At 55.8% G+C, this 12,542-nt stretch carries 8 protein-coding genes and 1 tRNA gene; all 9 read right to left on the minus strand.

Annotated elements, in window-relative coordinates; all coding sequences use genetic code 11:
- Nucleotides 1–541 precede the first annotated feature (541 nt).
- The 9 genes from E5K03_RS01895 to E5K03_RS01935 all read right to left on the minus strand — a co-directional run bounded on the left by E5K03_RS01895 (nucleotide 542) and on the right by E5K03_RS01935 (nucleotide 12,366).
- A tRNA-Val gene (locus E5K03_RS01895) sits at nucleotides 542–616 on the minus strand.
- Nucleotides 617–814: 198 nt separating this feature from the next.
- A complete protein-coding gene (locus E5K03_RS01900; protein ID WP_449267294.1) occupies nucleotides 815–1,510 on the minus strand; it encodes a DUF7504 family protein in 696 nt (231 codons plus the stop codon).
- Nucleotides 1,511–1,622: 112 nt separating this feature from the next.
- Nucleotides 1,623–4,394 carry a bacterio-opsin activator domain-containing protein gene (locus E5K03_RS01905; protein ID WP_138004688.1) on the minus strand — a complete coding sequence of 924 codons (2,772 nt, stop codon included), beginning with the start codon at nucleotides 4,392–4,394 and terminating at the stop codon, nucleotides 1,623–1,625.
- On the minus strand, nucleotides 4,391–9,715 hold the full coding sequence (locus tag E5K03_RS01910; protein ID WP_138004689.1) for a PAS domain S-box protein: 5,325 nt from the start codon (nucleotides 9,713–9,715) through the stop codon (nucleotides 4,391–4,393). Before E5K03_RS01910 ends, E5K03_RS01905 begins: the two co-directional genes overlap by 4 nt.
- A 330-nt stretch (nucleotides 9,716–10,045) precedes the next feature.
- Entirely contained in the window at nucleotides 10,046–10,327 is a 282-nt protein-coding gene (locus E5K03_RS01915) for a DUF7553 family protein (RefSeq protein ID WP_138004690.1), read from the minus strand.
- 104 nt (nucleotides 10,328–10,431) lie between these two features.
- The gene (locus E5K03_RS01920) at nucleotides 10,432–10,965 is read right to left on the minus strand and encodes a cob(I)yrinic acid a,c-diamide adenosyltransferase (RefSeq protein ID WP_137196460.1); all 534 of its coding nucleotides are present in this window, start codon (nucleotides 10,963–10,965) and stop codon (nucleotides 10,432–10,434) included.
- Nucleotides 10,966–10,974: 9 nt separating this feature from the next.
- The gene (locus E5K03_RS01925; protein ID WP_137196461.1) at nucleotides 10,975–11,214 is read right to left on the minus strand and encodes a glutaredoxin family protein; all 240 of its coding nucleotides are present in this window, start codon (nucleotides 11,212–11,214) and stop codon (nucleotides 10,975–10,977) included.
- 73 nt (nucleotides 11,215–11,287) lie between these two features.
- A complete protein-coding gene (locus tag E5K03_RS01930; protein WP_138004691.1) occupies nucleotides 11,288–11,701 on the minus strand; it encodes an acyl-CoA thioesterase in 414 nt (137 codons plus the stop codon).
- Between the two features lie 116 nt (nucleotides 11,702–11,817).
- Nucleotides 11,818–12,366, minus strand: coding sequence for a diadenylate cyclase (locus tag E5K03_RS01935; protein ID WP_138004692.1), 549 nt, complete (start codon nucleotides 12,364–12,366; stop codon nucleotides 11,818–11,820).
- Nucleotides 12,367–12,542 lie beyond the last annotated feature (176 nt).

The following is a 12,542-nucleotide window of genomic DNA, read 5'->3' on the forward strand; positions in this document are numbered from 1 at the left end:
TATCGGGCCTGTGTGAAGAGGCCGACGCTCACGGAGCGGTTTTCGCTTCGGGTGTTACCGACACGGAGTCGGCACGACCTGAGAAGGGAGTGCGAGTGGAATTAAAGACTGTTGCGTCTACGGCGGACTAGACACGGACGCTACGGGTCACCCGACCCGTGGTACTTCACTTGTCTCAATCCAGTCATCCAGTAGAGTGCACATGTCGCCGGAAAGTGCAATGTAACGTCCTCCCCGGGCCTGGTTTTTGATTGGGGTTCCCGCCTCTGGACGATGATTTATTTCCAGCTACTGGTTTGTAGGGTTGTAGTCCCCGAGACCGAGTGTACGGATTGATCCGCGTCGGCACATAGTGTGCCACAAGAGTTTGAACACCACTTGTGGTTGCAAGCAACCTCGCCACGCTCGTCGGTGAGGAAGTAGAAATGGGTTGGGGCAGATTCGAACGCTGGCGGACTCCCTACGATCGTCTGCTGCTTCCCACCTCACTACGCTCGGCGGGAATACCGACCTGCTCATTCAGCAGTACTAAGAGAACTAGTGGGTTGGGGCAGATTCGAACTGCCGACCTGCTCCGTGTGAAGGAGCCGTCATAACCTGGCTAGACCACCAACCCGATCGCACTCAACCGTTGCCCGACGATCGACTTAACAGTTACCTTGTCGGGTGAAACGAGCGCAAAAATCGATCGATCGGCACATACTTGTCTAACTGGTCGGTCCTAAACTGTGGTCAGTGATATCATCAAAATATCAATTTAGTAGGAGCGATCGGTTTTGACACTAAGAGACTCTCTTTTGACTTGTTTAGTTCCTCAAAACTCGATCCAGTCGCTGTCTTTCGCATTCGTCCGTGTCCGATATCCCCGAACTGGGTCTGTGCGGGTTTCAACGACGACATCAAAGTAATGCTGAAGTGCAGTTGTCTGATTATCATACCCAATGCCCGTATCGACCGTTGCGACTCCAATCGAGTGGGGTGCCTTTGCCAGATCAACATACGCCTTCGTGAAGCGATACACGTTCGTTCCCTCTCCGCTCAATAAGAAATGCGAGAGCGAGTCGATCCCAATCCCCAGCCGACTATCGGTGGTCTGTTCTATCGCCTCAATCGCATTGGTGATGCTCACGCCGACAGCAGTGGTGTTTCGCCCGGTTTTTGTCACACGAGCACTATCCAGTGATTGCGCTCCAGTCTGTTGGTAGGTCGTGGATTCAACAATGTGGAGGTGCTCTAGAGTGGTCGCCGCTCGGTTGCTAAAGGCTGTTTCGATCCGCTCGGCACTGGTGTTTGTCGTGGCGAACACAGCATCATCAGCGTAGTGACCGAGTATATCGATCGCCAACTCGGATTTACCAGATTGTGGCGGCCCAACAACCAGTATCGAATCAATCTGTGGACGCTGCTTCGCTGTGAATGAGTCCAGTAGTTGAGCCCGGCCGTCCTGCTTACGCGATGGGCCGCCATCCGCTGTCGGAACGTGCCGACCTAGAGCGTGCAAACCACTCATTGTTAATTTGCTGCACGGGAATACGTGAATTCCTTTTCACGATACATGTCGAAGTGTGATCTCTGACACCGATATATATCGGGTTTTCCTGCAGCCGTTAGCTGCAGCGGTGTTATTTCCCGCCAAACAAGACGGTGAGTATCTTCTTTTCAGCGCTTCTGAGGTGCTGTTGAAAAGTAGACTGAGCAATACCGATGGTGTCCGCAACTGTCGATGAGTCGGCCTCGCGTGGCCACTCAAAATATCCCGCATAGAACGCGGTTTGTGCTACCTCACGCTGGCGCTTAGTAAGCGTTTTGTCGACCGCTTGGACAGTATCGATGAATCCACTTGTCGTATCTCCACGCTCGCGGCGCGCGACAAATCTAGTCGTCGGGCTGCTATCGTTGATCGCCTCGACATAGCGTCTGATGTCGACGCCTCGATCAACCGTAACAATCACCCGCTGATCGCCCCCAGATCGGTACTCGAGTCGTTCGAGTGCGCCACCATACTCGATAAACGGGGTCAACACTGATTCTGCGTCAATAGATACTCTCAGCACTGTTGATGCTGGGTTTGTTTGAACAACCGACACGTCTGTCCGATCGGCAAGTGCATCACCGAGAATTCCGGTATCGTGGTCATCAGACTCTGTTGGCACAGAAATGAAAGCAGCATATCCGCCGCCCCGGATTGGTGTAACGTTTTGAATGGTAATGTTGTCACCAAGTGTACTGGCGATGTCGGTGATAGTAGACGACTTGGTCGTCACTTCAAACTCTAATTCGACGCCGCCGCCAGCAAGCAGCGACTCTCGTTGGTGAACAGAGCTAATGCCGTGACCGATCGTCTGGCCGAGTTCGGCGAATGCGTTGACCTCGTCGTCATCAAATCCCTGTGGACTTGCGCTGTGGATTTCAAGCGCACCGTGGATCGTTTCTCCGTGGACTAGTGGGACCGCGAGGATTGCGTGGTGACCAAGTGACAGCGCCTCACCTCGCCACCACGTCTCTGTCGAGACTGACAGAACGTCCTCAATAACGACCGGCGCTGTTTTCTGAATCGATTGCGCTGCGGGGAGCCGCGTATTGGTGTTGATCTCACCCGTTTCAGCTGGGTCTGGCTGTCCAGTGAGTCCATCAAGATACCCACCGCCGTCTCCGGCGACAGCCTTCGTCTCAAGAGAAGTGCGTTCGACCGGCCAATCAGCAATCCAGACAAACGGGAAGCGATCGATCCCCGCAATCTGGCGACACACGTCCCGCTCGATTCCTTCGCGGGTCTCAGCGCCGACAACAACCTTGCTTATCGACCGAATGAGCCTGTTGATCCGATCGAGCCGCTCCAGTCGGCTGTTTTGCCACTCGAGCCGTCGGTCTCGCTGTCTGAGCGCGTTGTCCTGCTGGAGCCGAGTGAGCGATCGTTCGGCGTTTGCAGCCCACATCTCCGCAAGGTCAACATCGAACTCATAGCTCGAAGGCTGTTCGTCAAATCCAACAAGCAACACCCCTCGACGTTCCAGCGGACACAACATCCAGGTCCCGAGTGACGCAAGCCACTCCGGCTGGGGAGTATCACCCGTAGAATATTGTTGTGAGTGTGTCGTCTGTTGTTCGGTAAATGTCGACCAAAGTGGTCCCGTTCCATCAGTGACTGTTGGGAGTTGTGTTGGGTCGTCGATCGCTCCCGCGGCGGCGACCGGCGAGAGTTCTCCGGTTGTCTCATCCCACCGAAATAACGCCGCCGTCGAAAACTCAAGATCCTCAGTAGCCGTGTCGACGATTTCTCTCGTTATTGCCGCAGCAGTCGTGGCGGTTACCAACCAGTGGGTCGCTCGCTGGAGGGTGTGCAATGTTTGTTCCCGTTCGTGCTGGCGCGTAATGTCGTGGAAGTGTTCAATCCGGCCGCCTGCGTACAACCCTGTCTTGATCGGGGCGCTCCAGTACTCCAACTGACGTAGGGTGCTGTTTCCGTCGGACGGCACAGTCACAGCTGTTGTGTGTTCCATGTCAGATGCGAGTACCTGCTGAACTAGGTCGCCGAGCGGACCTTCTGTTGCGGTGATTCCACGGTAAACGTCAGGTGCGGCTTCTGCATACATGTGCCCTACGAGCGAAGCAGGAGGCACCCCGAGAAGCGTCTCAACGGCACTGTTTGCCCACACGATTTCTCCATCCGCATCAACGACGACGGTCCCTTCCCGGGAGGTGTCCATCACGTCGTTTGTCAATGATTCGTTGCGTCGGCGTTCTTCGCGTTCGGTTTTTGTCCGCTGCATTCGCTCAACAGCGGCCCTGAAATCCTCGTCTGGTAGGCTCGTCAAGAGCATTTCTACGGACTCTTGTACCTGAGCCAACTGCTCCGTGAGCGCCGCGTACTCACTGCTTTCTTCAAGCACCTTCGGATCGGTCGATGCTTCAAGCGTTGACTGCCGCTCCATCAGCGAAAACAACTCTCGAAGCTGCTCATCGTACGTCGCGCGGGTCTGCATCCGGTCGATCGTCTGTTTGAGCTCTGTTTCCGTGGTCGGCTTTTGTACGTACGCGTCGAAGCCCATGCGAACAATATCTACCCCGGGTTGCACCGCCGATACCATCACGACTTGGCAGTCTACGTCAGCGTCTCTGATACGCCTGAGGAGTTCGTCGCCCGACATCCGTGGCATCACGCGATCTAAAAGCACGACATCAACTGCTTCATCGAACTGCTCCCAGCCGTCATATCCGTCATGTGCAACCCGAGTATTACATATATCACCGAGCCACGCTGCGTAGAGTTCTGCTAAATTTATATCATCTTCGACAATTAGTACCTCCACCTCGGTCGACCCGTCCGACTCATCCGACTCGTTTTCGGATTCCACGCTCGACGTACTATCAGAGTTGTGTGATACTTCCGTCATAGCTCTCCTTGACTACTCCGAGCTAACTGTGGTGATTGTGCATAGCAGTTTGGAAGTCGCAACTCGATGACCGTTCCACGATCGTTCTCGCGGACGTTCACCTCTCCTCCTGAGCCAGTCACGACCATCCTTACAAGCCAAAGACCGACGCCCTGGCCATGATTCAGCGGCGTCTCCTCGCCCTCTTCGAGGACACTGGCCTCCATCTCTGGAAGACCGGGGCCGTTGTCTGCAACTTCAAAGTCTACCCAGTCATCGTCACTTGAGACGGTCAACGATACCTCGTTTGTTGGTGAGGCTGCTATGGCGTTGTCGATGAGTTCGATCAACGCTGCGCGGACCGTACTTGAGACAACCGCTTCACTTTGGGTTTCTGTTAGTGCAACGGTCGCTTCTGGATGCAATCGCGCTACCTCTTCGAGTGTCGACGCCATCAACGGGGTAACCGCTGAGCGGCTGAACGCATCGTCATCAGAGAGTAGCCGTTGAATCTCTCTCGTCTTTTCGGTCATCGAATCCCACGTGTCGAATACATCTGTTAACACATCGACCGCGGTGGCCGTCTGCTCGTCGTCCACCCGATCGGCGATCATCTCTGCGTACCCACGAGCTTTTGTCAAGTCGTTTCGGATGTTGTGGCGCATAATTCGCTGAAGCGCCTGGAGGTACTGCCGTCGCCGATGTTTTTGAGTGATATCTCGCACCTCAAGTATCAATAGATCGACATTTCCAGTCTCATCGGCGACCGGACTGATAGCCATGTCGACCGTAATCAGCCCCGAAGGTGTAAGAATTGCAGTCTCGTAGCGAACGAACTCTCCGCCAGCGGCGGTTCGCACTGCTTTTGTGGCCCACTGTTTTGCCTCTTGATCGTGGTCCCACCACGAGAGAGTACTGAATGTCTGCTCGATTACCTCGTCGATCGACTCTGCGGTGTGCTCTGTGAGTGACTCGTTTACCTCGAGAAACCGACCGTTCGCGTCCAACAGACCGATAAACTGAGACGCTTGCTGGAATATGCCCTCAAATCGACGCTCTTGACGTTTCTGTTCGGTGACATCACGAAGGTATAACAGCATGCCCCCGATCGCACTATCATCCTCGTAGTTGAACATCCGCACATCGAGGGTCCGCCACGTCCCATCGCTGGCTCGTGCCCGACACTCGATCTGCGAATGTGCCTCTGGATCTGAGACGGTCGAGAAAAACGCGTCCATCGCCGCTGTTCTGTCTTCAGTATGGATGAGATCGAACAAATTCTCTCCCAGCAGTTCGTCGCTTCTGTACGCCAATACGCGCTCAATGACGGGGCTGACGTACTCTATGGAACCATCTTTTTCGAGTACACTTACAACGTCGATGGATTCTTCGACGAACCGCTGGGTCCGCCGTTCTCGTTCGCGCTGGTCAGTCAGATCCCGACAGATCATCGCGTATCCGCGGAACGCACCACTATCGTTTTCGATCGGAGCGTAGCGGACGTCTGCGGGGAAGGTCGTGCCGTCGGCCCGTACCCGTTTTCCGCTGTCAGCGCTTTCACCACTGATGCGTGCTTGCTCAAGCAGTCGGTTTGGTACATCGTTGGCTTGCTCGTCCGCAGGATGAAGTACCTCCATCGGCATTCCGATCGCAGTCTCGCGATCGTAGCCGAACAGCCGTTCTGCGCTATCGTTCCACGCCGCGATCGCTCCGTCGGTATCGAAGACGACAAACGCGTACTCGTCGACCGCGTCAACGAGCATCCGAAACCGCTCTCGCTCTTCGTACAACTGTGCCTCGCGTTGCTTTCGTTCGCTGATATCGGTGACTGTCGCAAGTATGCGGTCGGAGTCGTCGACCCCCTCAACAGCAATGGCTCGAATTGCGACCCACCGAGTCGTCTCTGTAGCCGTAATACGGGCTTCCCCTGACCAGGTGTCGATATCGTTCTTGAGTGAGTCAAATGCGGTTGCTAATTTCGACCGATCGGCCGGATGTAACGACTTCAGTACGTCGTTGAAGCTTTGTAGTTCCGTATTGAACACATCCTCAAGCGAGTCATCTGTAGTCACTGCGCCCGTTTTCATCTCTATCTCGATAATGCCAGTTCCGGTGCCACTCAATGTGAGGTCTAATCGGCGTTGTCTGTCTTCGAGTGTCTCAATACGCCGGTAGCGCTCGGTCACATCCTGTTGGATCCCGATATAATTCACCAGCGTACCATTGTCGAACACCGGTGTGATCGAGAGGCGGTTCCAGTATGCAGTCCCGTCTTTGCGCTTGTTTTGTAGCTCAAGCGTCACGGACCGCTGCGCTTCGATCGCTTTTCGAATGGCATCCAAGGATGCGTCTTTCGTGTCTGTTCCTTGGAGGAACCGCGGGTTCTTTCCGAGCACTTCAGCCTTTTCATACCCAGTAATCCGTTCAAACCCGTCGTTGACGTACACAAGCGGGTTGTTCGGCTTTGTTGGGTCTGTAATCTGAATCCCAACACTTGCGGCATCCATCGCCTGTTCTTTGAGCTGTAACTCGCGTTCGCGCTCTTTCTTTTCGGACTCATCACGGACAGTACAGACGAGCCGGCCGTCCTCAACAATTGTCAGAGATAACTCTGCGGGGAATGTCGACCCATCTGGCCGGGTACCAGTCACGTCACCTCGCCAGTATCCCTCTGAGCTAAGCGCGGGGAAGGCTTCCGCCTCTAGGCGTTCGACCTCGGCTTTGTCGTAGAGCTTCTTCCACGTCTTTCCAAGCAGTTGCTCGGTACTCTCAAAGCCGTACATGTCAACGTGGGTCTGGTCGATGAAAACATATTCATCCTCTTCAAGCACTGCAACGCCGTCTTCTGCGGATTCGATCGCTTGTTGGAACGATTCGAGTTCCCGTCGCCTGCGCTCGCGACCTGTCACATCTCTCCCGGAGATTATCAGTGATTCGACAGTGCCATTGTCATCTGTTACCGGTCGAATTGTCCCAGAGAGATGTATTGTTTGTCCGTTTTCGTCCTCAAACGATTGTTCCCAGTCGATGTACTCACCAGCGGCCGATCGACGGATACGTGCCTGTGCATCTTTTTGGAATTCGGGTTTGTCTGCGAACCACTCAAGATCCCACAATGCGACACCAGCAACATCACCGTCTTGGCAGAGATACTCACGTGCAGCTTTGTTCAATTGAATAATCGACCCGTCTGTCTCGACAGACGCCATGAGACTCTGTGGATCATTAAATACCGACTCGAATCGGCGCTCGTTACGTTGGCGTTCGCGTTCGCGCGCCACACGCTCGGTCTCATCTCGAACGATGCACAGCAGTCGATTGTCTCTCAACACAGTGAGCGAGAGCCACACCGTCAGTTCAGCTCCGTCGGGCCGTTCGGAGGTAATGCGCCCGCTCCATCGTCCTTCCGCGGCGAGGACCGGGAATACCTCTGATTCGAACCACGCGATCTGTTCGTTCGATCGGTAGAGCTTCTGCCACGTGTCGCCGAGAAGATCAGACCGGTCTTCGAACCCGTATATATCCGCGTGGGTTTGGTCGACATACACGTACGTGTCGCCGTCCAGTATTGCAATACCCTCACTAGCGGTTTCGATGGCCTGTTTAAACGATTTTAGTCGACGGTTCTGTCTACGTTGTTCGGTCACGTCCCGGAGTATGCCCGCCGAGCCGGTTACTCCGTCATCTCTAATGAGCGCGAGGCTGTTTTCCACGATGCGCTCCTCACCGTCAGCGTCTCTGAGAGTGAACTCGGTCGACAGGGTCCGGCGATCGTCGCTTGCTAGTTTATGTATCTCATCGGAGATCTGTGCGACATCCTCCAGATCCATTCCCACGGAGACGTGTTGTCCGATAATCTCTTGACCGTAGCCGAAGTCCTCTTTTGCCGCTTGGTTTACATATGTAAATCGGCCGTCAGTATCGAGTGCGTACACTGGATCACCAACAGCTTCCAAAATTGTCTCGTACCGGCGAAGCTCTCTGTATCGGGTTTGTTGTTCGATCTCGTTTCCAATCCATCCTCCGATAGCGCTGACAAACTCTGTGTTGATCAGATCGTTTTCTGTCTCGAAAGTCGCTGCGCCACAAAAGCAGACGGCCCCGTAGATCTCCTCCTCGACAATGAGCGGATACCCAACGTACGTGTTAGCGCCCTCCGCTAGCGCTGCTCGATCGAGACAGTCGATATCCTCGAGATCAGCGATCGCGACCGGTCCCGCAGCGTTCGCTTCGGTCACCATCGGACACAGCGTCTCCGCGAACTGGTGTACGGCTTCGTCAGTTATCCGATCAGTTTCGGTGACAACTGTTTCGACGCGGTGAGTGTCTCCATCTCCTTTGATCCGGGAGACGACACCCGTATCCAGTGACAGATGCTCACACCCCAGCGAGAGCAACGCTTCGAGAGTCTCATCGAACCCCATATCGCTGGTAACGATTTCGTAAAGCCGTTGAGATACGTCGCTTTTTGTCTTGAGGCGCGCGTTGTTAGCGATCCGAGTGACCGCCGTTTCGAATGCCGCTGCGACACGTACGATCGTTTCGCGGCTGTTGTCTGTTAACGACTCTTGTCCGGGCGCATCGACGCTCATAACCCCGAATTCATCGATGGGCACGAGCAACTCGCGCTGTACAGTTGCTTCGGAATCAGGGGTTCGATCCGAATCAGCGGTGTAGTCGATCAGTTTCGGGTCACCTGCCTCGTAGACATCCCCGACGACAGAGTCAGGCGAGCGATCGGTTGGTCCCGCTGTGCGGTCAACGGTTGCGTCTGATTTTGGATATCTTTCGAAGCGCTCAGTTGCTGGATCGTGGCGCCAAAGTGCGGCCCCCGGCCGATTACACAGTTCGTCTACTGTCCCAAGAGCCACCTCCGCTGCTTGCTCAACACTGTCCGCCTCGTTCATTGCCGCTGTCATCTCAAGAACGGCAGTATTCGGCGTTCTATTTGAGTGTACTGTGGCCGCCTGGGTAGTGCTCTCTATTGATGTTGACGCGTGAGGAGTTGTGACTGTTGACTCCTGGTCGGACCCGCCTGCCAACAAGAGGTAAACTCTTGTTTCGGTTCCCTCTACGGGTTGATCCGCTGCAGGCGGTGTTACTTCGCACGCCCACACGCGATCGCCACCGGCCGTCTGTATCGAGTAGAGGTTGTCAGCATCCATCGCCTCAACAGGCGCAACGACCGACTCCAGCGGCTCGCCGACTAGCTCGGTAGAATCGTATCCCAACCACTCGACTACTGTCTCATTGTAGTCCTCAATTGGTCCCCATACCGCTTCGGTATGTCTGAGATCAAATCGAAACGCACACGGGTCGTTTTGACTATTAGCTACCTGCATGAATGGTACTCTCGATCGAGAGCGCTGACTTATTGCCCCCTGTTATAAAACACCATACGGGTCGCCGGTGTCACCGTGCGTGCGTCGCTTTTCATGAAATTCATGTTATGCTAGTTATTAATAATATAAAAATATATGTTTTATAATACGATATGTATTGGATCCTATTATTTGCATACCGATACATATCAAAATACGATCTCAGTCCCTCGACGACTGACAGGGACTGTAGTCATGGCAGGATTGTGGGGTTTCTCTCCGAGGTAGTTCCATCGTTGACGCTGACCGATACTTCTCGAAAGAATGGGCCGATCGTCGCCCGCGGCTCGGTTACGCCGTAGGTGGCTGTTCGATGTCGTCGGATTGCTCGCCGCGGACCCGGTGGCGGGCCTCAGCAGTCACCTCACGGGCTTCCCCCGCAACGCGGGACGGCAACTCACGGAGTTCAGCTTTGACCGTCTCCACACGGGAGACCTGTGGCTGCTCAACCTCCCGGCCCAGCGCCTTTCGCACGCGCGTTTCGATCGGCGAAAGCTGCTCTGAGAGCCCCGCTCGCACGTGGAACACTGTTCGACCGAGGTAATACCATGCGTCTTTGAAGTGTCGGTTCATATTCGTCCTTACGCAGCCAACAGATATATTCTTTGTGTTGGATCACAGAACACGAAATACGTCGCTGGTCGATCGTCAAACCGGAGTCGAAGTGAGCGATCGGGTCAGTACGACGGCGACTCTTCGGGGACGCCGTCGCGTTTGTTGACCAATCGGGCGAGGGTGAAAAGCGCGTCAGAGAGGCGGTTGAGGTAGACGATCGCCTCCTCGTTGACCGGATCGGTCCCCGCCAGCGAGACCGATCGGCGTTCGGCCCGCCGGACAACCGCCCGAGCGTGGTGCAAGCGCGCGCCGGCCTCGCTCCCGCCGGGAAGAATAAACGACTGCAGCGGGTCGAGTGCCTCGTCTGCGGTGTCGATCATCGTTTCGAGCGCGTCGATGTGGGCTTCTTTGATCTGGGGATCGTCAGGATCCGGGTCGGGATTCGCAAAATCGGCCTGGATGATGTGGAGGTGGTTCTGGATCGTCTCCAGCCACTCGTCGACATCGTCGTAGCCACTCGGGCGGATCGACCCGATAAGGGCATTAGCTTCGTCGACGGTGCCGTAGGCTTCGATCCGTGGGCTCGTCTTCGAGACCCGCGACATGTCCCGCAGATCTGTCAGTCCCTCGTCGCCGCGGCCGGTGTATATTTTCATGATTTGTCCTTATGCGAGCGTCTGCTCAATGTATTCGAGGATGTTGTCGCTTTCACACATCGTCACGCCGCGATCGTCGTCGACGAGAACGGGCACGCCGCGCTGGCCGCTGACGCGTTTGACCTCGTTTCGATCCGAGTGCATCGCGTCTGTCCAGACGGTTTCATACTCGATTCCGTGCTCCGAGAGGGCATCGTGTACCTTCACACAGAATGGGCAGCCATCGAGCGCGTACAGCGTTAGCGACATACACAGCGGTTGGTGCTTCGAGGGCAAGTACCTTCGGCTCGTGACGAGAATCACACACGGCGACGACCGCGATTCACTCCTCGATCGTGTCAGGGACACTGTACTCAGCGATCGCCTCGCGCCACGGCTCTGGAATCCGACGAGACGACCCGGTTTCAGCGTCGATCAACACCAACACGGTCTCCGCAGTTGCCGCACGGTCACCGTTCGATCGAATCTCGTACGTCATCGGAATACTCGATCGGCCGATGTCGCCGACGCCGATGCCGATCGACACCTCGTCGCCGAGTTCGATCGGCCGCTCGTAGTCGATCGACAGCGAGGCGATCACCGATCCAGCATCGCGAACGCTGAGGCCCAGCGCCTCCTCGAAAAACACCACTCGCGCCTGTTCGAGGTACGTGACGTACACCGCGTTGTTGACGTGGCCCATCGCATCGATATCACGAAACCGAACCGGCATCGTCGTCGTGAACGGCAAGTCCATGGACGTGATTTTTCGAGCGGACAAATGTAGCCACCGATACCGGCGGCCTCGGCTGGCACCTCGTCGGTTCGCCGACCGCGGTCAGGCGCCGATCGCGTGTTGAACCCGCTCAGTCACTAAGCCGAGCGCCAGCGCTCGGCAATTCGATCACGCGTGGCCGTGTGCATCGTCCCGTCCTCAAACGTCGACACCCGCCCCGTCTCCTCGCTGAGTGTCACCGTCGCGACGACCGCCGGCCGCAGCGAGGTTTCGATCGCGCTCATGTGTCTAGCACCCATCCACGGCTCGTAGCCGATCTCATCTGGATCGCTATCCTCGCCGGAGTAATCCCGAAACCGAACCATCGATGACTCAATCTGGCCGTCAACGGCGATGATCACAGCCCCGTCACACTCGCGAGCGACCTGTCGGCAAGTGTCAACGAACGCATCCTCGGTGTAGGCGGACGCACACTGCTTGACAGGCCAGCGGGTATCACCCATGGAGTCGGCGTACATGCCGTACTCCCGATCGGCGACGATCCCAACGTAGAGGCCGGGGCCGGCGAGCGCCGGTTCCTCCCAGCCGTCGAACCCGAGGCTCACGCACTCGGCAGCGAAGCGAACCCGGGCAATCAACTCGCGGACTGGCGGGTGGGATCGATAGTCGATCGAAAGTCGAGTCACCGCAGATCACCGCGAATGGACGGACAAATTGAGACACCAGCGTGGACCATGCGCGATACACGATCGGCTGTGTGAAGAATCGCCCGATCAATGCAGTGAAGACGGCCTGTAACGGCACGCTAGCGGCTTGTCTACCAGCCGGAAACATCACGCTAGCGGCTCGTCCACCTGACCAA

The sequence above is a fragment of the Halalkalirubrum salinum genome (genome assembly GCF_005543295.1).
GTDB classification, from domain to species: Archaea; Halobacteriota; Halobacteria; order Halobacteriales; family Haloferacaceae; genus Halalkalirubrum; species Halalkalirubrum salinum.

Bases quoted from the DNA above. Each gene is read 5' to 3' on its own strand.
- E5K03_RS01900 (WP_449267294.1), bottom strand. From the start codon at position 1,510: ATGAGTGGTTTGCACGCTCTAGGTCGGCACGTTCCGACAGCGGATGGC.
- E5K03_RS01905 (WP_138004688.1), bottom strand. From the start codon at position 4,394: ATGACGGAAGTATCACACAACTCTGATAGTACGTCGAGCGTGGAATCC.
- E5K03_RS01910 (WP_138004689.1), bottom strand. From the start codon at position 9,715: ATGCAGGTAGCTAATAGTCAAAACGACCCGTGTGCGTTTCGATTTGAT.
- E5K03_RS01915 (WP_138004690.1), bottom strand. From the start codon at position 10,327: ATGAACCGACACTTCAAAGACGCATGGTATTACCTCGGTCGAACAGTG.
- E5K03_RS01920 (WP_137196460.1), bottom strand. From the start codon at position 10,965: ATGAAAATATACACCGGCCGCGGCGACGAGGGACTGACAGATCTGCGG.
- E5K03_RS01925 (WP_137196461.1), bottom strand. From the start codon at position 11,214: ATGTCGCTAACGCTGTACGCGCTCGATGGCTGCCCATTCTGTGTGAAG.
- E5K03_RS01930 (WP_138004691.1), bottom strand. From the start codon at position 11,701: ATGGACTTGCCGTTCACGACGACGATGCCGGTTCGGTTTCGTGATATC.